Origin of the sequence: Microvirga lenta, from assembly GCF_020532555.1 — a bacterium.
In the GTDB taxonomy this organism is placed as follows: Bacteria; Pseudomonadota; Alphaproteobacteria; order Rhizobiales; family Beijerinckiaceae; genus Microvirga; species Microvirga lenta.
This window is the reverse complement of record NZ_JAJBBR010000009.1, coordinates 113,724-139,228: the sequence shown is the minus strand read 5'-3', so window position 1 is coordinate 139,228 and position 25,505 is coordinate 113,724. Positions and strand designations below refer to the sequence as shown.

The following is a 25,505-nucleotide window of genomic DNA, read 5'->3' as shown; positions in this document are numbered from 1 at the left end:
TGTCCAGTGCTCCGGAAAAGTGCCCGGAGAGGGAGCGAGGGCTCTCCCTCGGAGGGAAGAGACCCGTTACCGCCCCATCACCTGCTTCACGATCTCGACCAGCTGACGCAGGCTGAACGGCTTGGGCAGGAAATTGAATTCCTCGCCCTCGGGGAGATTTTTCCTGAACGCATCCTCGGCATAGCCGGACACGAAAATCACCTTCAGGTCGGGATAGAGCTTGCGCAGCTCGCCGAGCAGGGTCGGGCCGTCCATTTCCGGCATCACCACGTCGGAGACCACGAGGTCGACGGGCTCTCCCCGCTCCTCGATCACCTGCAGGGCCTCCACGCCGGACGCCGCCTCGAGCACCGTATAGCCACGGGCGGTGAGCGCCCTGGCATTGACGGCACGGACCGGATCCTCGTCCTCCACCAGGAGGATGGTGCCCTGGCCGGTCATGTCCGCGGCGGGCTTCTTGGCCGCCTCGGCCTTGGCCTCCTCGGGCCTGGCCTCGACCTCGGCCGCCGCGTGCCGGGGCAGGTAGATGCGGAAGGTGGTGCCCTGCCCGACCTTCGAATCGACGTCGATGAAGCCGCCCGACTGCTTGACGATGCCGAAGACCGTGGACAGGCCGAGGCCCGTGCCCTTGCCCACCTCCTTGGTGGTGAAGAAGGGCTCGAAGATCTTCTCCACGATGTCGGGCGTCATGCCGGTGCCGGTGTCGGAGACCTCGATCTTCACATAGTCCCCGGCGGGCATGCCGCTCACGTTCAGGCGGGCCGCCTCGGCGGCGCCGACATTGGCCGTGCGGATCGCGAGCTTGCCGCCGTTGGGCATGGCGTCACGGGCATTGACCGCGAGGTTCACGATCACCTGCTCGAATTGATTCACGTCCGCCTGCACGAACCACAGGTCGCGGCCGTGGGTCAGGTCGAGCTCCACCCGCTCGCCCAGGAGGCGCTTCAGGAGCATGGACAGGTCGTAGAGGCGGTCGTTGAGGTTGAGCACCTCCGGCCGCAGGGTCTGCCGGCGCGAGAAGGCGAGCAGCTGACGCACCAGGCTCGCGGCCCGGTTGGCGTTCTGCTTGATCTGCATGATGTCCTGGAAGGACGGATCGGTCGGCCGGTGGTTCGCCAGGAGGAGATCGCTGTAGCCGATGATGGCCTGGAGCACATTGTTGAAGTCGTGCGCCACGCCGCCGGCGAGCTGGCCGACCGCGTTCATCTTCTGCGACTGGGCGAGCTGCTCCTCCACCTTCCGGAAGTCGGTGGTGTCGAGGGCGTAGACGATGGCCGTCTCGTCCTCGGAGCCGGTCTCGCCCGCCGGGGTGATCCACACGCGCACGGAGCCGCCGTTCTCGCCCGCGGTGTGCAGCTCCAGGGGCTGGATGTCGCCCCGGTTTTCCGCCGCCGCCCTGAGAGCGGTCTCGACTGGCGCCCGTTCTCCAGCGGGGAAGGCTTCGAGGATGAGCGGCCCCTCCCCGCTCTCGCCCGTGCGCGGCAGGGTGCCGAAGAGCTTCGTGAACGGGGCGTTGGCCTGGATGATGCGGCCGGTCCGGTTGACCGTCGCGATGGCGATGGGGGTGTTGTTGAAGAACCGGGCGAAGCGCACCTCGGCCGCCCGCTGGCCCTCGTCCACCTCGACGCCGGGCGAGCGGTTGAGGACCAGGGTGCGCGAGGCGCCCATCCGGCCGTCCTGGCCGAAGGCGATGCGGTGGTAGAGGCGCACGGGCAGGAACTGGCCGTTGCGCCGGCGCAGGTCCAGATCGAAGGTCTCGGTGCGCACGCTCCCCGGCTCGCCGGAGAACGAGGTCATCATGGCGACCACGTTGCGCGGCACGATGTCGGACAGGCCGAGGCCGCCCGAACCCACCTGGGCCAGATCGTAGTCGAGCCAGGAGGCGAGGGTCGCGTTCAGGTAGACGATGGAGCCGTTGGGATCGATGGAGAGGAACCCGGCCGGGGCGTGGTCGAGATAGTCGATCGCGTGCTGCAGCTCCTGGAAGACGTTCTCCTGCCGCTCGCGCTCATGGGTCACGTCGGCAATGATCCACAGGGTCGCCTGACGGCCGCTGGGACGCGGCAGGGGGCGGACGCGGACCCGGTACCAGCCGAATTCCTGCGAGCCGTCGAGGGAGGGCGAAAGCCGGATCTCCTCGGTGCCGGTCCGGTGCTCCCGGGCGGCCTGAGCCAGCCGGTAGATGGCCTCCGAGACCTCGGGAGCGCCGGTGAAGAGGCGCTCCACGGCCCGGACGTCGCCCCCGTTCGAACCGGCGAGAGAGAGATAGGTCTCGTTGGCATAGACGATGCGCCCATCGTCCTCGATCACCACGAGCCCCTCGCCCGAGGTGTCGGCCATGATCTTCGTGATGTCGTTGCGGGCGGTCTGGCCGGCGAACTGCATCACGCCGATGGCGATGGCGAAGAGGAAGAACACGCCGGCCATGGCGAAGAAGGCGAGAAGGCCCAGGATGAGCGGCTGCGCCTGCTCGCTGCCCAGGAAGCGCAGGCTCAGGATCGCGCCGACGAGGATGCTGGCCAGGAGCAGGACGAGGCCGATATGCCCCGGCCGCTCGGAACGGTCGATCGTCGAACCCTTTGGCTTGTCGCCCACTTGAGCCATGGAACTTCGGTATCCCCAAGGAATGACGGTTGCGCACCACGGCTCGAGGCTGCGGATCTGCAGGCCAACCGCTTGATCTTGCGACCATACTACACGGAAATTATTGATTGACCTCTAAGGCGGCGTCCGGTGGGCGCACAAGAGGGGATTGCAGGATCGGGCTGTTGCGGGCTTGAGCTTTACGCAAGGTAATCCACATTCTGTCGGTTAGAAACCGATCGGGAGCCTGAAATCTTCGGGCCCCTTGAGGCCGTCGCAACCCTGTATCTCTTCAACATCGGGGCAGGAGCCGTTAACCATCTGTTAACCTTGCCCATCGCTTTCGTGGCCGATGTGATACAAGCAACCCTAGGAACATGGCCTGGAAAGGCCTCCACAACGCTTGAGAGTTTATCGTGCTAGCTCAATTTGGTATCGAAGCGTCAAGGGCGGCCCAATACGTCATCGCCTTCGCGATCATCCTCGCTCTGGTCGCGCTTTTCGGTGTGGTGTTGCGCAAACTGACCGGCTCGCGCCTCATGATGTCGGGCCAGGACCGGGGGAGAAGCCGTCAGCCGCGCCTCGGCGTGGTCGACATCTACGAACTCGACCGTCAGCGCCAGCTCGTCCTGCTCCGCCGCGACAATGTCGAGCATCTCCTGCTGATCGGCGGCCTCAACGACGTGGTGATCGAGACCAACATCGTCCGGGTCCCCGGCGCCCGCCTTCCCACCCCGGCGAACGAGCCGGGCGTGGAGCGTCTCGAGCCGAACCTCGATCAGGCGGCTCGGCCTGCGGTCGAGGGATCGGGGCGTCCCTCCATCGAGAGCCAGCTCGCCGCCCAGCTCGGGGCCTTCATCAAGCGTCCGGGCAACGAGGATTCCGACATCGATCAGGAGCTGACGGCAGTATCCTCCGTCAGCGCCCCGGTCCCGGCCCAGCCCGAGCCCGTCCTCAAGCCCGACGTGGTGCACGTGCACTCGGCTCCGGCGCCGGCCCCGGCTCCCCATCGCCCGCCGACGCCCGCTCCTGCGCCGGGCGTACACGGCCTGCGCGCCGAAGCCCGGTCGCCGGCTCCCGGCGTCAACGAACCCGAATTCGGCCCGGCCGTCCGGCCGCCTCAGCCGGCCCCGGCCTTCAATCCGCCGCCCTTCGTCAGCCGACCCGCCTCGCCGCCCCCTCCCCCGGCGCCGCCGCCGCCCGCCCCGGAGGTCGTCCGCGCACCCCAGCCGACGCCCGCAGGCCGGCCCGATCCCGACGCCGCGATCCTGTCGGACATGGCCAAGCAGCTCGAAGAGGCCCTGAAGCGCCCGGCCAGCCCGGTGGCACCGCCCCAGGCCACCCCCGTCCCGCCGGTTCAGCCTGTCACGGACAACGATGACGTGGTCGACGAGGACGAGCTTCTGGAACCGGCCTCTGAGCCGCAGCGCAATGCGGCGGGTCCCGGACGACAGGACTTCCAGGACGACCGGGAGGACGACGATCTGACCGAGGCGCCCGAACCGGCCGCCGAGGCCGCGCCCCTCCGCCCGGCCATGGACCCGGTGCGGCCGGCTCCCCCGCCTCCTCCTCCGCCGCCGCCGCGGGCCCAGCCCTCGCCGCCTCCGGCCGCGAACAGCGCCCCGGCGGCTCCCAAGCCGTCCGAGAAGACCCCCGATCCGTTCTCGGTGGAGGAGATCGAGGCGGAATTCGCCCGCCTGCTCGGCCGCCCGCTCGATTCCGGCAAGCGCGAGTAAAGCCTTCCGGCTCCGGCCAACAAAAAAGGGCTCCGCAAGCGGAGCCCTTTCTCATTGGATGCGGTATCGCTTAGTCGTCGCGGTAGACCCGCTCGTTGCGCTCGTGGCGTTCCTGCGCCTCCAGCGAAAGGGTCGCGATGGGCCGGGCCTCGAGGCGCTTGAGCGAAATCGGGTCTCCGGTTTCCTCGCAATAGCCGTAGGTCCCGTCATCGATCCGCGCGAGAGCGGCATCGATCTTGGCAATGAGCTTGCGCTGGCGGTCGCGGGCGCGAAGCTCGATGGCCCGGTCGGTCTCGGAAGAGGCGCGGTCGGCGAGATCGGGATGATTCTCGTTCTCGCTCTGGAGAGTGGCCAGGGTCTCCTGGGCCTCCCTCAAGATGTCGCCCTTCCAACGGATCAGTTTGCGCCTGAAATACTCCCTCTGCCGTTCGTTCATGAACGGTTCGTCGTCAGTTGGCCGATATCCCTCATCGATTACTGTGTTCGTCATGTTGGGCCGTTCTATCCCCAATGGAACTGGCGCCCCTATACAGACAAGCGCCGCCCGCGACAACGCACTTCGGTGTCATCGATTTGTCTAAGACGGGGGAGGCTTGCCCTTCGGGCACCTTGTACAGGTAAAAATGACCTGAATAGAACGATTTGCCGCACCCTCGGAATTCAGAGGAAACGGCGGAGCGCCTCCACCACGTCCTTCTCCACTGCCCGGGCGATGGGCTGGCGGTAGTGCATCATGTCGAAGAAGAGGTCGGGATCGCGGTTCTCGGGGCGGTCGACGCGCCAGTCGACCAGGGCCGTCTTGCCGCGCGCCTGGACCACGGTCGTCAGGGCCGCCTTGCAGGCCTCGGTGACGAAGGCCTTCTCGGTTCCGGGCGGCGGCTGGAGGTTCTTGTAGGCCGGGGGAATGACCAGGACCAGCGCGGTCTCCGGCGGGAGCGAGCCCGCCACCTCCTTCAGCCGCTCGATGGCGGGAAAGCGCCGCTGCCCTTCGAGGGGGTCGCGCTCGAACCGCTCGTCCTTGGCGTAAGGGTTCTGCTCGAGCCGCTTGCGGAGGGCCGGGTTCGTCGTATAGCCCAGCCCGATATATTCCGGTTCGTAGTCCCAGTATCCGTCCGGACGGGCCCGCTCCTGGTCGGCGCCGAAGAGGTAACCGAGGCGCCAGCCCAGCTCCTCCAGGGTGTCGAACCGCACCAGCCCCTTCACATATTCCAGCCGGTCGGCGCTGTAGAGCCAGAACGGAAACGGCTTCTCGTTGGGCAGCTCCGGGTCGGAGGTGCACCAGAGATCGTCGACGCTCACCACGAGCGCCTTCGGCGGCTCCCGGCGGTGACGCAGCCACCAGTCGATCAGGGTCAGATGCTCCTTCGGCCCGGAGCCGGGCACCGCCAGTTGGACGAAGTCGAGCCCCGTAGCCTTGCTCAGGTGCTCGGTCGAGATGATCTGGATGCGGGAATTGCCGACGATCATGGCATCGAAAGCGGGATCCCGGCCGCGGCTCGCATTGGCGGTGCGCGGCCCCTGCGGCCTCACGCCCGGCTTGTCGACCAGGAACGAGCGGCCGGTGTCGTAGGGGTCTATCGCGACCGCCAGAGCCAGCGTGGCGGTCAGAACCGCAGCGCTGGCAGCCACGAGGGTGACCGCAAAGCGCCGCCAGAGCCGGCCGTCGTGCTGGGCCGCCGCGTCAGAACTGGAAGTAGATGAATTCATAGTTTGCATCATCGCCGATCTTGAACAGCACGACCACGAAGAGGATGGCAAAGAGCGCCGCGATCCAGGGACGCGGCGGCAGCTTGTGAATGAAGGTCCAGGCGGTGGGGCCGATCATGGAGATCGCGGCCCCGATGGCGAGGGCGCGCCACTTCATGGTGAAGCCCTCGGCGCCGAAGCCGAACAGGGCGGCATAGAAGTTGCCCGCGACCTCGAAGCTTCCGGACCGGAAGATCGTCAGGGTCAGTACGAAGAAGGTGAAGGTCAGGAACCAGCCGACGATGCTCGGCATCGTATAGCCCGCCTTGCGCCAGAGCACGGCCACGCTGAGGCCGATCCCGTGCAGGGCGCCCCAGACGAGGAAGGTCCAGCCGGCCCCGTGCCAGAGCCCGCCCAGCGCCATGGTGGCCGTGAGCGCCGCGAGCTGGAGGGCAAGGCCCTTCCGGCTGCCGCCGAGGGCGATGTAGAGATAGTCGCGCAGGAAGCGCGACAAGGTCATGTGCCAGCGCCGCCAGAAATCCTGCAGGGACGTCGCCCGGTACGGCACGTCGAAGTTCTGCGGCAGCACGATGCCGAACATGAGGCCGAGGCCCAGCGCCATGTCCGTATAGCCCGAGAAGTCGAAATAGACCTGGAACGTGAAACCCAGCGCCCCTTGGAGCGCCTGGCCCATGTCGAGCGCCTGCCCCGCCTCGGCGGCGGCATAGATCGGGTTGGTGTAGTCCGCGAGCTGGTCGCCGAGAAAGACCTTCTTGGCGAGGCCCGCCACCAGCAGCATGAGGCCGCGGGCGAAGCGCTCCTCCGCATCGGGCCGCTGATACGGCCGCTCGTCGAGCTGGTGCATGATCTCGCTCCAGCGCACGAGCGGACCGGCGAGAACCTGCGGGAAGAAGGCGATGTAGAGGCCGTAGCGGACCAGGTCGTAGCGGGGCGCTTTGCCCGCCTTCAGGTCCGTCAGATACATGATGTGGTGGAAGGTGAAGAACGAGATGCCCAGCGGGAGGGCGAAGTCGTAGCGCGGGATCGTGAGGCCGGGGACGAAGCCCGCCACGTCCGCGAAGAAGTTGTTGTACTTGAAGAGGGCCAGGACGAGGAGGTTCGCGACGATGGCGAGCGGGATCAGGATGTCCCGGCCCGTGCGGGTGAAGGATTCCGCCACCAGCCAGTTCACGACGACCGAGGCCACCAGCAGCGGCGCGAAGCGCCAGTCCCAATAGCCGTAGAAGAACAGCGAGAGGCCCAGGAGCACCGGCAGCCGCCATTCCGGCTTGAAGCGTTCCACGAGCCAATGGATCAGGAGCGCAGCCGGCAGGAAGGCGAACAGGAAGATGAACGAATTGAAGAGCATCGCCGCGGGACATCATCGGATGGCGCGGAACGAGGCGTTGCGCGCCTGAAGGCGCGCTTGTGCGGGAATGCGCGCCGCACGTCAACTTTTCAGGCCGGATGCCTCCCTGTGGCTGCGCGCCTCAGGTCGTCGCGGCCTGCTCCGCGCGGCTCACCAGTTCGCCCGCCACGTCCCCGATCTTCGGCGGCTCCTCGCGCACGAAGGGGAGCGGACGGCAGACCGACAGGGCCGCGAGGCCGAATCGGGCGGTCATCAGGCCGTTGAGCACCCCCTCCCCCAGCTTGGCGGAAACACGCGCCGCCAGTCCGAGCCCCAGCACCTGCTGCATGAGGCTGTCGCCCACGGCGACGCCCCCGGTGACCGCGAGGTGGTTGAACGCCGCCTTGGCCAGGCGCAGGAAGCCGAACGTGCCCGGCCGGCCGCCATAGATCCGCGCCAGCGTGCGCAGCAGGCGCACGGCGGCGAAGACCACGAAGGCCACATCGACGATGGCGCGGGGGCTCACCGCCGTGACGAGGGAGACCTGCTTGGCCGCGGCGGCGATGGCACGCTTGGCCTGGGCGTCGAGCGGCGCGAGCAGTTCGCGCTCGGCGATGGCGAGACGGTCGTCCGCATCGATGATCTCGTCCATCGAGGCCATCAGCCGGGCGCTTCCCTTCACGGCGCTCGCGCGGGTGTTGTAGAGGCCGAGCAGGTCCGACACGATGGCCTTGGCGGCCTTGTGGTCCTTGACCGCCAGGGCATCCACGGCCGCCTCGCGCAGGTTCTCGATCTTCTGCTCCCGCCAGATGCCGCCGACCTCCCGCCCGACGATGGCCAGAAAGGCGAGGAGAGCCAGAGCGGACAGGGCCAGCGCCACCCAGCCGAGCCACGGCGCGACGGCATAGAGATCGACGATGAGGTTCTCGACCGCGAGGCCGAGGCCCAGCAGCAGCAGGCCCGACAGGGCCGAGAGAAGGATGCCGAACCACGGGGCGCGGCGGCGCTCGCCCATGGGAACGAGGGTGCCGTCGGCAGCCTCGATGGCGTCGAACGGGTCCTCGGTCACGACGACGGAGCCGCTCTTCACCTCCGGGTCGTCCAGGCGGAAGGCGCGCGGTTGGCGGGTCATGCGAAACGGTCCCCCAGCAGGAATTCGAGAGCGCGGTCGAGGCGGATATGGGGCATCTTGGCCATCCGCCCGGCCGCGTCCACGGGCAGCCTCGGCGGCCGGAAGCGCGGAAAGCGCAGGGAGCCGGGCGTCACCGCCCCCTGGAACACGGCATCGGCCGTCTCGGGCAGCTCGCCCGGGAAGATCGCGGCCTCGGTCTCTCCGTCGAATATCTCGTCGCCGACCCGCTCGCCCGCCTCGGGAACGCCCGCGACGGCGCGCAGGGTTTCGCGCCCCTCGCGGATCGTGGTCTCGCGGGTGGCGCGGACGGAAGCGAGCGCCACGGTTCCGACCCGGGCGCCTGCGGCCTCCGTGCGGCGGGCGGCGCGGTTCACGAGCAGGCGCAGGATCGCGTCCAGGCGGTCGTGATCGGTATGATGGATGTGGTCGGCCTTCGTGGCCGCGAACAGCACCCGGTCGGCCCGGGGCGAGAACAGGCGCGAGAGCAGCGTGTTGCGCCCGGTCCGGAACGCCATGAGCACCTGGTCCAGCGCCTCCTCCAGCTCGGCCAGAGCGACGGGCCCGGCATCGATGGCCGCGAGCACGTCCACCAGCACGATCTGCCGGTCGATGCGCTGGAAATGATCGCGGAAGAAGGGCCGCACCACATGGGTCTTGTAGGCTTCGAACCGCCGCTCCATAAGGGCCGCGAAGCTGCCGGGCGCGATGGGCTGCCCGTTGGGAAGATCGAGCGGCGCGAAGGTGAGCGCGGGCGAGCCCGCGAGGTCGCCCGGCATGAGGAAGCGTCCGGGCGGGGTCGTGGCCACGGCCTCCTCCCCGGCCCGAAGGGCGGTCAGATAGGACTTGAATGCCTCGCTCGCTTTGCCGGCCAGGACCTCGTCGGCCGGTCCGGCGGGATCGATGGTCTTGAGGAACTCATGCCACCGGCTCGCCACCATGACCCGGTCCCGGCGGCGGCTGGTCTCCACCGTCTGCCGGGACCATTCCTGGAAGCCCACGTCGAGGAGCGCAAGATCGAGCAGCCACTCCCCGGGATAATCCACGATGTCGAGGGCGAGCGAGGTAGGCCCCGAGCGCCATCCGCTCCGGCGCTCGTATTCGATGTCCACCCGCAATTCGCTGATCCGGTTGGTGGATTGAGGCCAGCGGCGCTCCTCGGTGAGAGCCGCCATGTGCTCCTCGTAAGGGAAGCGCGGAATGGCGTCGTCCGGCTGATGGGCCAGGTGCGCGCGCCGGATCCGCCCCTCGGCCGAGGCCCGGAAGGCCGTGAGCTGCGTTCCGCGGACGAGATGGTGCACGAGGGCCGTGGTGAAGACCGTCTTGCCGGACCGGGCGAGACCGGTCACGCCGAGGCGCAGGGAAGGCTGAACGAGCTGGCCTGAGGCCTCCCAGAGCGACTGCGCCGCCGATCCGGCGCGGGAGGCGATATTGGTGATCACGGACACGAAACGATACCTGCTTCTCTCAAGCCAAGCTTCAAGGTGGGGTTCGGAGGCCTGCCTCGCAAGGCGGCATCAGCGGGTGGCGCTTGCGGCTCCGTCCCGGGCCAGATCCGCCTTGCCTGCCCGGATTTTCAACGTAGCGCGCCGGATGGCCCGGTCCACCAGCTCCGGGTCGGCCCGCAGCATTCCCAGCTCGAACCCGGACATGGCGAGCATCACGTGGGACAGGTTGGGCAGCGGGGTGCCGTCGGCTTCGAAGAGCCTGAGATCGTCGGTGGGGCCGAGATCGAGGCCCGCCACCATGCGGGCCGCATAGTTGCGCAGACGCCGCTCGTCGGGGGCGCAGGCGGTCGCCGCCGGGGGAGGAGCGGGTTTCGGCGTCGTGGAGGCGGTGGTCGTCGGACGGGCGGCGGGCTTCGGCGCGCGGACGGGCCGTGCCTGAGCGGAAGCGGCGCTCGACGAGGCGCTCCTGGACTTCTTCTCCCCCATGCCGGCGGCGATGTCGGGAACCCGGTATTGGGGCGTTTTGGCAGGAAGCACCATGGAGACGCGGCCCGGCTTGCCGCCGGGGCCGGCCTTGGCGGTGTACCTCACGGCCTTGCCCCTGCGCTTCGACGCGAGATAGCGGGCCCGCAGCGTGCCGCCGATTCCCTTGACCGCGATGACCGCCGCGCCGCCGATGCTCGTGGCGATGTTGCACTCCGCCGGGGCCCAGCGGCGCACAATGTCGAGGGCGGACTTGCGGTTGAAATCGAGGTAGTAGCGCCGCAGCAGGGTCGCGGCCGCCTCGGCCCCATAGGCGGCGGAAGCGAAGCCCACATGGCCTTCGCTGTCGGTGGCGAGTTCGCCGTTCCAGCGGGCGCTCTTGATGCACCAGTAATTGTTGAGCCTGACGCAGCGGGTGACCACGGGCTTCCCGGCATTCACCAGGGCAGCCAGGGCGACCACCGGCTTGGGCTCCAGGGCGTCGAGAGCCTCGAGGCGCCAGTTGGAGACCTCGCGGGCCGCGGCCTCGTAGCGGGCTGCCGCGACCTGCCCGCTCTCCTCGGGCCGGGAAGGATCTTCGGCCGGAATGTCCGGACTGCCGGGAAGCATGGCACGCCCGGCAAGGACGAGCGCGACGAGCGTGTGAGGCACCATGTGCGGTTCCGCCCCCTTTGTGCGATGAGGATCGTTGAAGGGATTTCAGGCAGAACGATGGTGGGAGCGGAATGGTTCGCTAGTCGTCCTCGCTGTCGCCCAGCGATTTCGGCGTAGCGAAGCGTTCCAGGCGGCCCGACTTGCGTGCGACCTCGCGCCAGGTCTGCTGGGGAAAGTCGATCACCGCCAGTCCCGCGGTGGGGTATTTCTGGCTCATGCGGAGCATCCCGTCCCGGTCGCCGTCGGCGATGAGGAGCGCCGCGAGATCCTCGAAGCCCGGATTGTGGCCGATCATCAGGAGCGTGGACGCCTCGGGCCCGACCTCCTGCAGCACCGTGAGAAGCCGCGCCACCGGGGCCTCGTAGATGCGCCCGTCCTGGCGGGCCTCGACGTCGCCGAGGATCGGCTGGGCGAGGTCCCAGGTCTCCACCGTCCGCCGGGCGGGAGAGACGAGGACGAGATCGGGCACGAGGTCCTCGTCCTTCAGATAATGGGCCATGCGAACGGCGGCCTCGCGACCCCGCCTGGCGAGCGGGCGGTCCACGTCGAGAACGCCGGACGGCCAGGCGGCCTTGGCGTGGCGAAGAAGAAGAAGACGGAGCATCACCGTCCGTCCCGCCGGGCGATGAAGGCGAGCTTCTCGAACAGGCTGACATCCTGCTCGTTCTTCAGGAGCGCCCCGTGAAGCGGAGGAATGAGCTTGCGGGTGTCGCGCTCGCGCAGATTTTCGGGGCCGATATCCTCGGCCAGGAGCAGCTTGAGCCAGTCGAGCAGTTCGGAGGTGGAAGGCTTCTTCTTCAGGCCGGGCACGTCGCGCATCTCGAAAAAGATCTTCAGGGCCTCCTCGACCAGGCGGTGCTTGATCCCGGGATAATGGACCTCGACGATCCGGGCCATGGTGTCGGGGTCCGGGAACTTGATGTAGTGGAAGAAGCAGCGGCGCAGGAAGGCGTCCGGCAGTTCCTTCTCGTTGTTCGAGGTGATGATGACGATGGGGCGCCGGGCCGCCCGCACGGTCTCGCCGGTCTCGTAGACGTGGAATTCCATGCGGTCGAGTTCGAGCAGGAGGTCGTTGGGGAACTCGATGTCGGCCTTGTCGATCTCGTCGATCAGGAGCACCGGCCGGGTTTCGGACTGAAAAGCCTCCCACAGCTTGCCGCGCCGGATGTAGTTGCGGATGTCCGACACCCGCGGATCGCCGAGCTGGCTGTCCCGCAGGCGCGAGACCGCGTCGTACTCGTAGAGCCCCTGCTGGGCCTTGGTGGTGGACTTGATGTGCCAGGTCAGAAGCGGCGCATTCAGGGATTTGGCGATCTCCTCGGCCAGGACGGACTTGCCGGTCCCCGGCTCACCCTTCACCAGGAGCGGACGCTCGAGGACGATCGCGGCGTTCACGGCCACTGTCAGATCTTCGGTCGCCACATACGATTCGGTGCCCGTGAAACGCGCCATACCCACCTTCCCTGTTGCCAAAACGACCCTAGGACCGGTCGCCGCCTTTCGACAACCGCCTTCATAGGGTAAGTCCACCACAAAGGAGAGGACTGACTTATGGCTTCCAACCGCTACCACAAGGACCGAATCGGCAATCACAAGCTCAAGCCTGAGACCCTCATGCTGGGCTACGGCTACGACCCGACCCTGTCGGAAGGCGCCGTGAAGCCTCCGGTCTTCCTCACGTCGACCTTCGTGTTCAACAGTGCCGAGCACGGCAAGGAATTCTTCGATTACGTGGCGGGCCGGCGCGAGCCGCCGCAGGGTGAGGCCGCGGGCCTCGTCTATTCCCGCTTCAACCACCCCAATTCCGAGATCGTCGAGGACCGCCTGGCCATCTTCGAGGAGGCGGAGGCGGGCCTTCTCTTCTCGTCCGGCATGTCGGCCATCGCAACCAGCATCCTGGCCTTCGCCAAGCCCGGAGACGTGATCCTGCACTCGCAGCCGCTCTATGGCGGCACCGAGACCCTGATCGCCAAGACCCTGGCCAATCTCAGCATCCAGGCGGTGGGCTTCGGCGACGGCGTGGACGAGGCGGGCATCCGCGCCGCCGCGAAGGAGGCGCAAGGCAAGGGCCGGGTGTCGATCATCAAGATCGAAACGCCCTCGAACCCGCTCAACACCCTTGTGGACATCGCCTTCATCCGCACCATCGCGGACGAGATCGGCGCCGCCCAGGGCCACCGTCCCATCATCATCTGCGACAATACCCTGCTCGGCCCGGTCTTCCAGAAGCCCCTGAAGGACGGCGCGGACATCTCGGTCTATTCGCTGACGAAATACGTGGGCGGCCACTCGGACCTGATCGCCGGCGCGGCGCTGGGCTCCAAGGAGCTGATGAAGCAGGTGCGCCTCCTGCGTTCGGCCATCGGCACGCAGCTCGACCCGCATTCCTGCTGGATGCTCGGCCGCTCGCTGGAAACCCTGGCCCTGCGCATGAACGCGGCGAACCGCAACGCCGAGATCGTCGCCGCCTTCCTCAACGATCACCCCAGCGTCGTGAAGCTGCACCACCTCGCCTACCTGCCGGAAGGCTCGCGGGCGAAGGAGGTCTACGAGACCCAGTGCAGCGCCCCCGGCTCCACCTTCTCGTTCGACGTGAAAGGCGGCGAGGCGGAGGCCTTCAAGGTGCTCAACGCCCTGCAGGTCTTCAAGCTGGCGGTGAGCCTCGGCGGCACCGAGTCCCTGATCTCGCACCCGGCCTCCACGACCCATTCGGGCGTGCCCAAGGCGACCCGCGACCGGCTCGGCGTCTCCGACGCCACGATCCGCGTCTCCATCGGCATCGAGCACCCGGACGATCTCGTGGCCGACCTCGCCCAGGCGCTGTCGACGCTGGATTGAGAACGCAAAGGCCGGGCGCAGCAAGGATGGGATTACACCGATCCTAGGTGCGCCCGGCTAGCGCCTCCGTGGCTCTCCTCCCCACCCCGGGCTTGCCGGAAGCGCCGACCGGCTCTCCTTCCACGGACCTCGGGCCTCGCCGGAAACGCTGCCCTGCTCTCCTCCCCCTTGTGGGGAGGAGGTGGAGGTGGGGGTGTGGGCGCCACACCTTCATAGGCTATCGCTCACACCCCCACCCTGGCCCTCCCCACAAGGGGGAGGGAAATGGCGTCGCGCTGAATTGCCTCGGCTCGAACAAGATCCCGCGCAGCCTCCCCAAGCCGCTCGGAGGCGCATGGAACAGGCAGCACGCCCGCACCTGCGGCATCGATGGCGGGACCTGCCTGGAATCCAGCCTTGCACGAGGGGTTTCGATGAACCCACAATGGGCCGAAATGGACAGATCAGATGGCCGCCTCGATTAACCTGCATGCGTACCAGGAACCGATTCTCTTTCTGGCGACGGCAGGAATCATCGTCCCTCTGTTCCACCGCCTCAGGATCAGCCCGGTTCTCGGCTTCCTGGGAGTCGGGGCTCTGCTGGGGCCCTACGGCCTCGGGCGGCTCGTTCCGGATTACCCTTGGGTCGACTGGCTGACCTTCACCAATCCGGAAGGAACGTCGCATCTCGCGGAGTTCGGCGTCGTCTTCCTTCTCTTCACCATCGGCATCGAGCTCTCCTGGCAGCGTCTGCGGACCCTGCGCAGGCTGGTCTTCGGCTTCGGCACCCTGCAGGTGGTCCTGTGCGCCCTGGCGCTGGGCGCCCTCGCCCTGGAGCCGGTCGGGAACGTCACGGGGGCGGTCCTGGTCGGGCTCGGGCTCGCCCTGTCCTCCACCGCCATCGTCATTCCGGTCATGGCCGAGCAGAAGCGGCTCAACACGACGGTCGGGCGCGCCAGCTTCTCGGCCCTGCTGTTCCAGGATCTCGCCGTTGCGCCGATCCTGTTCACCATCGCGGCCCTCGACACGACCCAGCCCGAGGTGACCGTGTCGTCCTTCCTGTGGGCGCTGCTGCAGGCCGCCCTGGCGCTCGCCGTCATCGTCGGCCTGGGCCGGGTGATCCTGCGCCCGTTCTTCCAGCTCGTCTCGGCCACCAAGAGCCCGGAACTGTTCATGGCCGCCTGCCTGCTGGTCGTGATGGTGACGAGCTTGGTGGCGGCCGTCAGCGGCCTGTCCATGGCGCTTGGCGCCTTCATCGCGGGCGTGCTGCTCTCGGAGACGGAATACCGGCGGGCGGTCGACGTCACGATCCAGCCCTTCAAGGGGCTGCTGCTCGGGGTCTTCTTCGTCTCGGTCGGCATGAGCCTCGACGCGTTCCGCTTTCTGGAGCAACCGCTGGAAATCCTGGCGGTCGCCACCCTTGTGATCGCCCTGAAGGCCGTCATCATCTTCGCCCTCGCGCGCCCGTTCGGCCTGAACCGCTCGGAGGCGGCGGAAACCGGGCTCCTCCTGGGCCCCGGCGGCGAATTCGCCCTCGTGATCCTCGGCAGCGCCATGGTGGCGGGGCTCGTCCCGGTCGGGGTCGGCCAGACCCTGCTCCTCGTGACCACCTTCACGATGATCGCCATACCGCTTCTCGCCCGGGTCGGGCGGCAGCTGAGCCGCAGGCTGGAGAGGCGCCTGCCCGTGGATCCGGAGATCGCCGCCCCTCCCCCCGCCGACGAGGTGGGCCGCGTCATCGTCGCCGGCTACGGACGGGTCGGCCAGCTCGTGGGCGACATGCTGGCGCGCCACAAGGTGCCCCATCTGGCCATCGACATGGACCCGGCCCGGGTGGCGGCCGAGCGCAAGGCGGGCAAGCCGGTCTTCTTCGGCGACGGCTCCTACCCCGAATTCCTGCGCGCCTGCGGCATCGACCGCGCGCTCGCCCTCGTCATCACCCTCGACACCCTGAGCTCCGTCGAGGCGGTGGTGACCGCGGCGCGCCAGGAGAACCCCGACATCACCATCGTGGCCCGCGCCCGGGACGCCCGGCATGCGGTGCAGCTCTACGACCTCGGCGTCGACGATGCGGTGCCGGAAACCATCGAGGCCTCGCTCCAGCTGAGCGAGGCGGTCCTGAGCGACATCGGCGTCCCCATGGGCCTCGTCATCGCGTCGATCCACGAGCGCCGGGACGAGTACAGGCAGATCCTGCGCAACAACAACCGCAAGCGCGATGCCTCCCTGGGGGAGTTCCGCGCGAGGCGGACGGCGGGAAAATCGTCCTGAGCGCAGTCCGAGACGGCGCTTTCGGGCGACGGGCCGCCTTTCGCCCTTGACCTCCCGGCCCGTTGCCGGACACTGGCGCCATGTTCCTGACCCTCTTCACAGAACTGCGCGCCGCCAAGGTTCCCGTTTCCTTGCGGGAATACCTTGCCCTGCTGGAAGCGCTCGACCAGGATCTGGCGGACAAGAGCGTCGAGGAGTTCTACTACCTGGCGCGCGCCTGCCTGGTGAAGGACGAGCGCCATTTCGACAAGTTCGACCGGGTCTTCGGCCAGGTCTTCAAGGGCATCGAGCGCCTGGGACAGACCGGCGCCGAGGCCGAGATCCCCGAGGAATGGCTGCGCAAGCTGGCCGAGCGCTACCTGAGCGAGGAGGAGAAGCGCCAGCTCGAGGCCATGGGCTGGGACAAGCTCTTCGAGACCCTGAAGGAGCGCCTCAAGGAGCAGAAGGGCCGCCACCAGGGCGGCAACAAGTGGATCGGCACCGCCGGAACCTCGCCTTTCGGCGCCTACGGCTACAACCCGGAAGGCATCCGCATCGGCCAGGACAGGAACCGCAACTTCCGCGCCGTGAAGGTGTGGGACAAGCGCGAGTTCAAGGACTTCGACGACAATGTGGAGCTGGGGGTGCGCAACATGCGCATCGCGCTGCGCCGCCTGCGCCGCTTCGCCCGCACCGGCGCGGCGGAGGAACTGGACCTCGACGAGACGATCCACGAGACGGCCCACAAGGGCTATCTCGACGTGCGCCTGAGGCCCGAGCGCCGCAACGCCGTGAAGGTGCTGCTGTTCCTGGACGTGGGCGGCTCCATGGACTGGCACATCCAGGTGGCGGAGGAGCTGTTCTCGGCGGCCCGGCTCGAATTCAAGCATTTCGAGCACTTCTACTTCCACAACTGCGTCTACGAGAACCTGTGGAAGGAAAACCGCCGCCGGTACGACGAGAAGATCCCCACCCTCGACGTGATCCGCACCTACCCGTCCGACTATCGGGTCGTCTTCGTGGGCGACGCCTCCATGAGTCCCTACGAGATCGTGACGCCGGGCGGCTCGGTGGAGCACTGGAACGAGGAGCCGGGCCAGGTCTGGATGCAGCGCATTCTCAACCACTTCCCCAGGGCCGTGTGGCTGAACCCCGTGACGCAGTCGCATTGGGGCTATACTCAGTCGATCAGCCTCATGCGGCAGCTCTTCTCAGACCGCATGTACCCGCTCAATCTCGAAGGCATCGATCAGGCGATGCGCGAACTGGTGCGCTAGACCTCATGACCCAGACCTACCAACACAGCCCCCGCCCGGTCGGCGGGCCGATCAGCTTCAGCCTGGAAGGGGACCGGCTCACCGTCGATTCCGGCCGCAAGGTGCACGAGGTCCGCCTCGGGGCGGTGGAGTCCGTGCGCATGGTCTACGAGCCGGGTCGCTTCGGACACAAGGCCTTTCGCACCAAGATCAGGATGCAGGACGGGAAGACCTTCTCCTTCTCGTCCGTCAGCTGGAAGAGCATGATCGAGGCCGAGCAGCTCACCGCCCCCTACCGGGCCTTCACCCAATCCCTGTTCGCCGCCATCGCCCAGGCCAACCCGAATGCCCGCTTCGTGGCCGGAAAGCCCTATTGGGTGTGGCTGTCGACCACCGTCGTCGCCGTCCTGTCCCTTCTCGCCATGGCCGTCCTGATCTGGCGCGCGCTCCAGATGGGCTCCACGAGCGTCGCTCTCATGGGCGGGCTGTTCGCTCTCCTGGGCGTGTGGCAGATCGAGCCGATGGTGAGGCTCAACAAGCCCCGCCCCTTCAGGCCGGAGGCGCCGCCGGCCGACCTGCTCCCCGGCCGGGCCTGAACCTCCGACGTCGGCGGCGGAAGGCTGCAATCTGGGATGGAGCGACCCGTACGGCACCCTGTCGCCGCAGGCGAAGCCGTTGACGTTTCTACGGAAAACGGCTTGCAGAGGACGATATTCCGGTTGACGCCCCTTCCCGCCCCCCTAATGTAACAATGTTAGCTTACCGGGAGCTCCGGCTGCCTGGAACATCGAAAGGGAACGGCAATGAAGATCAACATGCTCGTCAAGCTTGCGCTCGCCTTCGCTCTCATCGGTTCGGCCGTGGCCGGCACCGTCGCGATGCAGAAGGACGAGAGAATCGTCCTGGCGGGCGACCCGACCCAGTGGGAGCGCTGAGCCACCAGTGCAAGGTCTGAACCGACCTTCCAAGCCGCGGCACTCATCTGCCGCGGCTTTTTCTTTGAGGAAGCACTTCAGAGCAGCGAGCGCGAAGCTCAGGTCCGCACCACCAGCACCGAGCATCTCGCATGGCGCACGATGGTGGAGGCGTTGGAGCCCAGAAGGAAGGTCGCCATGGTCGGCCGGTGCGACCCGATGACGATCAGGTCGGCCCCGGTCTTTTCCGCCTCGTCCAGCACTTCGTTGTAGATGGAGCCGAGGCGCACCACCGCCGAGACGCGTTCCGCCGGCAGCTTCACGGCCGCGGCGAGTTCGGCCAGCTTCTTCTCGGCCTCGGCCTGCTGCTCCTCGTCGAAGGCGGGGGGCATGAACTCCATGTAGGTCACCGGAACGACCGGCCGCACATAGATCAGGCGCAAGGAGCCCTCTGCGCCTCGGGCCAGCTCCACCGCCTTCTCGATGGCAGGCTTGGCGGCCTCGATCTCGACGAGATCGACGGGAACCAGGATCGTCTTGAACATGGGGGCAGTCTCCGGATCAGCCTTGACGTGTGGGAGTGCGGACGACGAGGCCGTCCAGTTCGGGCCGGACGCGGATCTGGCACGACAGGCGGGAATTCGGGCGGACGTCGAAGGCGAAGTCAAGCATGTCCTCCTCCATCGGCTGTGGCTGGCCGGTGGCCGATTCCCACGCCTCGTCCACATAGACGTGGCATGTGGCGCAGGAGCAGGCGCCGCCGCACTCCGCCTCGATCCCGGGAATTCCGTTGCGCACGGCGGTTTCCATGACCGTGGCGCCCTCCTCCGCTTCGACGGTGCGGGCGGTGCCCTCGGGATCGATGAATGTAATATTGATCATTGCGGACCTCTGAGTATCGGCGCATATTTAAGACAAGGTGCGCCGGAAGACGAGTGAACGAGCGCGGCGACCTGCCGTCTTTTCGCCTCATTTTGCCTCGCACCACTGGTTACCGAGCCGTTAACGACGTTCTCAAGTGGCACCGGGCATCGGGTTTCCTTCGCTCAGACCCGCCGCTAGACTTGTTTGGTAAATGGCAGATTACCAAACGGAAGCACCGTCAGGGGCGTCCGGAGCGGGCTGAAGCTGCGCAAATCCCTTTTTCTTCAAAGGGATGAGCAAGGCTGCAACCACCATTCAGTTGCGTCACGAGGCAGATCATGGCGATCGAGAAAAAGAAGATGAAAGATCCGGCGGAGGCAGCCTTGTCGGCGGTCGAGCAGGCGCTCAATCTCGACGAGACTTTTGTGATTCAGCCCCCGGACAGGTCGGACGACGCTGCCTCCCGCGACGAGCCCCGGCTGCCCGATATCGACGATCACGACTTCACGAAGGGTCCCTTCGGCCTCGATTCCGACGGCCCGGGCGATCAGGCCGAGACCCGCGAGGGCCGGTCCGATGCGCGCCCGGAGGATACCTCCCGTGCCGGTTTCGTCGCGCCCGACCGCACCGCCGTCGCCAACGACGACCGGCAGAATGTCGGCGTGATGCTGCAGGCCCTGCAGGTCCGCCCCTCGGGCAGGGCCTACACCCTGGCGACCCTCGCCTCCCTGCTCTGGCTCGGCGCGGCCGGAGCCTACGTCTATTCCCTGGGCATCACCATGCCCGACCAGCTGCTGACGGTCTTCACGCCGACCCAGCTCGCCATCGGCGCCGCCCTTCTGCTGGGGCCGATCCTCCTGTTCTACATCGCCGCGATGCTGACGGTCCGCTCGCAGGAGATGAAGCTGGTCGCCCGCGCCATGGGCGAAGTCGCCGTGCGCCTGGCCCAGCCCGAGAGCTTCTCCACAGATGCGGTCCTGTCCGTCTCGCAGGCCGTGCGCCGCGAGGTGGCGGCCGTCGGCGACGGCGTCGAGCGCGCCCTCGCCCGTGCCGGCGAGCTGGAAACCCTGGTCCGCAGCGAGATCGCGACCCTGGAGCGCGCCTATTCCGACAACGAGATCCGGATCCGCTCCCTCGTCGACGAACTCATCACCCAGCGCGAGGCCATCGTCACCAATGCCGAGCGCGTGCGCGGCGCCATCACCGGCGCCCAGCAGAACCTGATCCAGGATCTGGACGAGGCCACCGAGCGCGTCGTGTCCAGCGTCACGGGCGCGGGCGACCGCGTGACCGGCTCCATCGAGCAGCGCGGCGAGCAGATCACCCAGGCCCTCGGCCGGGCCGGCGAGCGCGTCGTCGAGGAGATGGCGAGCCGCGGCGTCGAGCTCGTCGAACGCATCTCCGGCACCAGCGAAGAGATCAAGACCGGCATTGCCGAGGTCGGCACCACCATCACCAGCGCCCTGGAAAGCAAGGCGCAGGACATCACGGGCGCCTTCGAGCGCACCGGGGACGTCCTCACCCGCCACCTGCAGGAAGGCGCCAGCCAGGTCACCCGCACCCTGGCCGAGACCGGCCGCGGCGTCATCGATGCCCTCGCCCAGCAGGGCAACGACGTGCGCGAGGCCTTCGAGCAGACCGCCCGCACCCTGGAGGACAGCTTCACGCAGCGCGGCAGCGAGATCACCGAGAAGCTCGCGGCGACGGGCGGCGTGATCGCCGACGACATTTCGGCCCGCACCGCCGAAATGCGCGACCAGATCGCCGCCGCCGGCTCGACCGTGAGCGAGGAGATCGTCACCCGCGGCACCATGATCCGCGAGCAGCTCTCCGCCACCGGCGCCTCCATCGTGGAGGAACTGGGCACCAGCGGCAGCAACCTGCGCAACGAGTTCGCCTCCACGGCGAACGCGATCCTCGAGGACCTCTCGACCCGCGGCACCAGCCTGCGCGAGCAGCTCGCCTCAACGGGCACCGAGGTGGCGGACGAGATCGTCGCCCGCGGCAACACCCTGCGCCAGCAGCTCGCCTCGACCGGCACGAGCATCGTCGGCGAGATCGTCCTGCGCGGCACCGAGTTCCGCGAGCACCTCACGGCCACGGCCGGCAGCGTCACCGAAGAAATCACCCAGCGCGGCAACGAGGTGCGCGAACATCTGGAAGGCGCCGTGCGCATGGCCGACGAGGCCATCGGCACCCGGGTGGAGGACCTCGCCGTCCGCCTGGAGACCGCAAGCCAGCGCGTCAGCGAGTCCGTCACGGTCCAGGGCCAGGCCCTGGAGGCCAGCCTCAGCACGGCCGGCGACCGGGTCGCCACGCTCATGGCCGACCGGGTCGCGGAATTCCAGACGGCCTTCGAAACCCGCGGGCAGGAATTCTCCGAGACCCTGTCCCGCCATGCGGACGAGGCGCAGCTCCGCCTCGCCTCCACCGGCAAGGACATCGTTCTCGCCATCGCCACCCAGGGCTCGCGCGTCAACGAGGCCCTCAACCGCACGGCCGAGACGGTGGACACCCGCGGCCGCGAGATGGAAGAGACCCTCGGCACCCGCCTGTCGGCCTTCGAGGACGTGATGCGCCGCGGCGGCGAAGTGGCCGAGCGCATTTCCAACGACGTGGGCAACCTCACCGAGACGATCAGCGGCCGCTTCGAGGAGATGGACCGTCTCATCACGGTCCAGGGCCGCGCCATGTCCGAGTCCTTCGCCGAGCGTGCCCGCGAGGCCACCACGGCGATCGAGACCCAGCTCTCCGCCCTGGAGGAGCATGCCTCCCGCCGGGCAACCGAGATCACGGCCAATTTCGACACCATCGTCGAGCGCGTCGACCAGACCCTCGGCGCCCGCGCCTCCGCCCTCAACGAGGCCCTCGTCATCCGCACCGGCGAAATGGCCCGGGTCATGGCCGAAGGCGGCCGAGACGTGGCGAACTCCCTCCAGGCCCGCGTGGACGAGATCAGCCAGGCCATCACGGCCCGCACCGGCGCCATCGCCGAGACGATCTCGGCCAAGGCCGAGCAGATCGGCGAGGCCCTCGACGCCCGCGCCACGGCCATCAACCGGATCCTCGGCGACCGCGCCGGAGAGATCACGGAGACCCTGGGCGCCCGCGCCTTCGAGATCAACCAGACCCTCGGCAACCGGGCCGAGGAGATCGCCGCGACCCTCGACCAGCGCGTCACGAGCTTCGAGGACCGGGTGGTCAACCGCCTCGACGGCGTGGCCAACGCCATCGAGGAGCGCGGCCAGACGGTGCTCGGCTCCCTCGGCAGCCGGATCGACGAGATCCGCGGGATCTTCGACACGCAGGGAGCAACCCTCGTGGCGAGCCTCGACGAGCGCAGCGCCACCATCGGACGCGAAGTCGCCGCCGTCAGCGAGACGACCCTGCGCGCCCTGGAGGAGCGCAGCAATGCGGTGGTCGAGAGCCTGCAGCAGCGCAGCTCCGGCATGCTCTCCGCGCTCCAGGAGCGCACCATGGAGCTCACCGCGTCCTACGCCCAGTCGACCGAGGCCCTGCGCAGCTCCATCGACCAGACCACCTCGCAGGCCGTCGAGACCCTCGTCGGCACCAACCAGCGTCTGCGCGGCGAGCTCTCCGAGGTGCTCGACCGGCTGCAGGATGCCAACCGCCTGCTACAGCAGGTGGCGGCGAGCGCCAGCGGCAATCTCGGCGCCATCGAGGACGGCCTCGGCGGACAGGTGCAGCAGATCCAGAGCCTTCTGGCGGAAGTCGCCGCCCAGACGGGCCGTGCCTCCGAGCAGGTGGCCGACCAGGTCGAGGCGCTCCGCTCCGTGTCGACCGGCGCGATCCAGCAGGCCTCCGAACTGGCCCAGAGCCTCGAGCAGCGCGGCCGCTCGCTGACCGACGTCACCCGCGAGCAGATGCAGACCCTGACCGAGGCCGCAGCGGCCCTGGAGAGGGTCGAGGCCCGCATGGATGCCGCCCTGAGCGGCCGCCAGGAAGCCCTCACCGAGGTTCTCGCCCGCATCAACGACCGTTCGCAGGAACTGGAGACCGTCACGCGCACCTTCACGGCGCTGGTGGAAGGCTCGCTGCAGAACGTGGAAGGCAAGGCCCGCCAGATCGGATCCGTGCTGGCCGAGTCGGCGCAGGCCACCACCCGCGCCATCGGCGACCAGTTCGAGCTCATCCGCTCCTCGACAGGCCAGGAGGGCGAGCGCACCGCCGCCGCCCTGCGCACGGCCTACGAGCAGGCCGCCGCCGAGATGACGGAGGCGCTCAACAACGCCACCGCGAAGTTCCGCGACACCATGGGCGAACTGCGCGGCATGACCGGCCAGATCCAGCGCGAGCTCGAAACCACCCGGGCCGAACTCCGCCGCGGCGTCGTCGAGATCCCGCAGGAGACGCAGGAGACCACGGCCAACATGCGTCGTGTCGTCGCCGACCAGATCAAGGCTCTCAACGAGCTCTCGGCCCTGGTCTCGCGCTCGAACCGCGCCGTGGACGCCATCCCGGCCGCCCAGCCCCGCCGGGTCAACGAGGCTCCCATGGCCTCCGCGGCCGTGGTCCACGAGCCGCGCCCCGCCCCGGCTCCCACACCTGCTCCGGCGTCGGTTCAGGCGGCAGCCCGGCCGGTCGAGCAGCGCGCTGCTCCGGCCCCGGCTCCCGTCCCTCCGCCGGCTCCGGCGCCTGCGCCGGCTCCCATGGCGACCCGTCAGCCCACCCCCGCGCCTGAGCGCCCTGCCCCGCGGCGCGAGGAGGCTCAGGCCCGCGACGCCGCCGCGCGCGGCAGCGGCTGGCTGTCCGACCTCCTGAACCGGGCCTCGCGCGAGGACGGACCGCCGCGCGGTCCGGGTCGCCCCGACCGCTCCCGGGTCAACAGCCTCGAATCCCTGGACTCGATCTCGGTCGACATCGCCCGGATGATCGATCACGATGCGGCCGTCGAGCTGTGGGATCGCTACAAGCGCGGCGAGAGCAACGTGTTCACCCGCCGCCTCTACACGATCCAGGGTCAGCAGACCTTCGACGAGATCCGTCGCAAGTACCGGCAGGACGACGAGTTCAAGCAGACCGTCGACCGCTACGTGGAGGAGTTCGAGCGCCTGCTGGCGGAGGTCTCCCGCGACGACCGGGACTCGATGCTGACGAAGACCTACCTGACCTCGGAAACCGGCAAGGTCTACACCATGCTGGCCCATGCGAGCGGCCGCTTCGACTAAGCTGCCGACGCATCGCCACCCTCACCTGAAATGGCCGGCCTCGCGCCGGCCATTTTCGTTTGCGGATCGAACCCACACGCTGCGCCTGGCCGCCTCGATGGAGGAGATGCGGCAGCAACGGCGTTTGAGCCCGCCCGGTCCCCGTGGGTGCATCCTCCCTGTCCCTAGGAGACGCGAACACCGTCCCGGCAAAGGCTTCAGTGCTGTCCGGAGATGCCTCGCTTTTGCGGGCGAGGCTGTTGGAGCGGCAGGATGGGTCCGTCGCCTGAGCCGACTGAGGCCCTCCACCCTCCTCAGGGGGAAGGAAAGCGGTGGCGCTGCATCGGGCAACGTCGGAGCCTCTCACCCAAACCTGACGGTCCCGGCTTCACCGGGAGAGGCGAAGGGCGATGGAAACTTGGGCGGTTTCGCTTGCCGTGCCTCCGGCAACGCTTGCGTCGTTATGCCGGCGGCGGGCTGGCCTCGTCGCGGCGCTCCTCGCGGGGCGGGAGAGTGCTGACCGTCTCGGCCGGTTCGTCCCTGCGGGGCAGCGAGCTTCCGCTGACCCAGCGCACGATGTCGAGCATCGCCACGGAAAGGGCCTCGTCGAGGCCGCGGACGGCATTCGGAGCATCGATGGCGACGACCGGGGCCCGGGCCCTGAAGATCCTGCCGTTGACGATGCGGCCGTTGGCGTCGTTCACGATCTTCACCGCGATCTCCACCACCGCCTCGTTGCTCGGGGTGGCGATCTCGAAGCTGCGCAGTTCCGAGACAAGCTGGACGTCGGCCACGGCGCCGCTGCTCGGCCTCGCGACGCCACGGATCTGCGAGGAGTTCTCGAAGGTGTTGATCAGCTTGGTCTGGACGAGCCTCGGCAGGTCGTCCGCCCATTGCCCGCCTCCCAGGAAGGAGATGGCCCCGGTGGTGGTGTCCTTCACGAGGATCTGCTGCTCCGAGAGCACCTGAAGCGCCGAGGGCTCCGCCACGAGCACCTGCACCCCCGATGCACCCCGGATCCGCGACGTGGGCGCCGAGAGATCGTAGGTCGTGGGCGCCGGCGCCGAGGAGCAGGCTCCGGCCATCGCCGCGAGGACGAGCGCCGGGGCCAGGCGCCGAAGCGGGCCAGCCCTTTCGGTGGATGAGGAAAGCACGGAGGATCCAGACAT

18 protein-coding genes are annotated in these 25,505 nt (G+C 68.1%); 6 read left to right on the top strand and 12 right to left on the bottom strand.

Annotation, left to right across the window (positions count from 1 at the left end):
- Positions 1–66: 66 nt before the first annotated feature.
- Positions 67–2,604, bottom strand: a complete 2,538-nt coding sequence (gene cckA, locus LGR44_RS15385; protein ID WP_226741592.1) for a cell cycle histidine kinase CckA — start codon at positions 2,602–2,604, stop codon at positions 67–69.
- A 395-nt stretch (positions 2,605–2,999) separates the two neighbouring features.
- On the opposite strand from cckA, the gene LGR44_RS15380 reads away from it, so the two are divergent.
- Positions 3,000–4,319, top strand: coding sequence for a flagellar biosynthetic protein FliO (locus LGR44_RS15380; protein WP_226741591.1), 1,320 nt, complete (start codon positions 3,000–3,002; stop codon positions 4,317–4,319).
- Positions 4,320–4,389: 70 nt separating this feature from the next.
- On the opposite strand, the gene dksA is transcribed toward LGR44_RS15380, so the two are convergent.
- The 8 genes from dksA to LGR44_RS15340 all read right to left on the bottom strand — a co-directional run bounded on the left by dksA (position 4,390) and on the right by LGR44_RS15340 (position 12,519).
- Complete coding sequence (gene dksA, locus LGR44_RS15375; protein ID WP_114769089.1) at positions 4,390–4,809, bottom strand: RNA polymerase-binding protein DksA; 420 nt, start codon at positions 4,807–4,809, stop codon at positions 4,390–4,392.
- A gap of 170 nt (positions 4,810–4,979) precedes the next feature.
- Entirely contained in the window at positions 4,980–6,026 is a 1,047-nt protein-coding gene (locus tag LGR44_RS15370; RefSeq protein WP_226741590.1) for a hypothetical protein, read from the bottom strand.
- Positions 6,001–7,374, bottom strand: a complete 1,374-nt coding sequence (locus LGR44_RS15365) for an MBOAT family O-acyltransferase (RefSeq protein ID WP_226741589.1) — start codon at positions 7,372–7,374, stop codon at positions 6,001–6,003. Before LGR44_RS15365 ends, LGR44_RS15370 begins: the two co-directional genes overlap by 26 nt.
- A gap of 121 nt (positions 7,375–7,495) precedes the next feature.
- Positions 7,496–8,485 (bottom strand): YcjF family protein, encoded by a 990-nt coding sequence (locus LGR44_RS15360; protein WP_226741588.1) that lies wholly within the window; start codon positions 8,483–8,485, stop codon positions 7,496–7,498.
- Entirely contained in the window at positions 8,482–9,930 is a 1,449-nt protein-coding gene (locus LGR44_RS15355) for a YcjX family GTP-binding protein (RefSeq protein ID WP_226741587.1), read from the bottom strand. The genes LGR44_RS15360 and LGR44_RS15355 overlap by 4 nt, the downstream gene beginning before the upstream one ends.
- Before the next feature lie 69 nt (positions 9,931–9,999).
- Positions 10,000–11,067, bottom strand: a complete 1,068-nt coding sequence (locus LGR44_RS15350) for a hypothetical protein (RefSeq protein ID WP_226741586.1) — start codon at positions 11,065–11,067, stop codon at positions 10,000–10,002.
- A gap of 79 nt (positions 11,068–11,146) precedes the next feature.
- Positions 11,147–11,671 (bottom strand): SixA phosphatase family protein, encoded by a 525-nt coding sequence (locus LGR44_RS15345; RefSeq protein WP_226741585.1) that lies wholly within the window; start codon positions 11,669–11,671, stop codon positions 11,147–11,149.
- Positions 11,671–12,519 carry an AAA family ATPase gene (locus LGR44_RS15340; RefSeq protein WP_226741584.1) on the bottom strand — a complete coding sequence of 283 codons (849 nt, stop codon included), beginning with the start codon at positions 12,517–12,519 and terminating at the stop codon, positions 11,671–11,673. Before LGR44_RS15340 ends, LGR44_RS15345 begins: the two co-directional genes overlap by 1 nt.
- Before the next feature lie 99 nt (positions 12,520–12,618).
- Here LGR44_RS15340 and LGR44_RS15335 point away from each other — a divergent pair, with 99 nt between their 5' ends.
- The 4 genes from LGR44_RS15335 to LGR44_RS15320 all read left to right on the top strand — a co-directional run bounded on the left by LGR44_RS15335 (position 12,619) and on the right by LGR44_RS15320 (position 17,986).
- Positions 12,619–13,905: a cystathionine gamma-synthase family protein gene (locus tag LGR44_RS15335; protein ID WP_226741583.1), complete on the top strand. Its 1,287-nt coding sequence runs from the start codon at positions 12,619–12,621 to the stop codon at positions 13,903–13,905.
- A 447-nt stretch (positions 13,906–14,352) separates the two neighbouring features.
- Positions 14,353–16,155 (top strand): cation:proton antiporter domain-containing protein, encoded by a 1,803-nt coding sequence (locus tag LGR44_RS15330; RefSeq protein WP_226741582.1) that lies wholly within the window; start codon positions 14,353–14,355, stop codon positions 16,153–16,155.
- An 80-nt stretch (positions 16,156–16,235) separates the two neighbouring features.
- Entirely contained in the window at positions 16,236–17,411 is a 1,176-nt protein-coding gene (locus LGR44_RS15325) for a vWA domain-containing protein (protein ID WP_226741581.1), read from the top strand.
- Between the two features lie 5 nt (positions 17,412–17,416).
- Positions 17,417–17,986 carry a hypothetical protein gene (locus LGR44_RS15320; protein ID WP_226741580.1) on the top strand — a complete coding sequence of 190 codons (570 nt, stop codon included), beginning with the start codon at positions 17,417–17,419 and terminating at the stop codon, positions 17,984–17,986.
- Positions 17,987–18,423: 437 nt separating this feature from the next.
- On the opposite strand, the gene LGR44_RS15315 is transcribed toward LGR44_RS15320, so the two are convergent.
- Together LGR44_RS15315 and LGR44_RS15310 are read right to left on the bottom strand one after the other, a co-directional pair.
- Complete coding sequence (locus tag LGR44_RS15315) at positions 18,424–18,849, bottom strand: universal stress protein (RefSeq protein WP_226741579.1); 426 nt, start codon at positions 18,847–18,849, stop codon at positions 18,424–18,426.
- Positions 18,850–18,865: 16 nt separating this feature from the next.
- Complete coding sequence (locus LGR44_RS15310) at positions 18,866–19,186, bottom strand: 2Fe-2S iron-sulfur cluster-binding protein (RefSeq protein WP_226741578.1); 321 nt, start codon at positions 19,184–19,186, stop codon at positions 18,866–18,868.
- A 320-nt stretch (positions 19,187–19,506) separates the two neighbouring features.
- Here LGR44_RS15310 and LGR44_RS15305 point away from each other — a divergent pair, with 320 nt between their 5' ends.
- A complete protein-coding gene (locus tag LGR44_RS15305) occupies positions 19,507–24,357 on the top strand; it encodes an apolipoprotein A-IV repeat region-like domain-containing protein (protein WP_226741577.1) in 4,851 nt (1,616 codons plus the stop codon).
- Between the two features lie 440 nt (positions 24,358–24,797).
- Here LGR44_RS15305 and LGR44_RS15300 read toward each other — a convergent pair whose 3' ends face one another.
- On the bottom strand, positions 24,798–25,490 hold the full coding sequence (locus LGR44_RS15300; RefSeq protein WP_226741576.1) for an ABC-type transport auxiliary lipoprotein family protein: 693 nt from the start codon (positions 25,488–25,490) through the stop codon (positions 24,798–24,800).
- Positions 25,491–25,505: the final 15 nt, after the last annotated feature.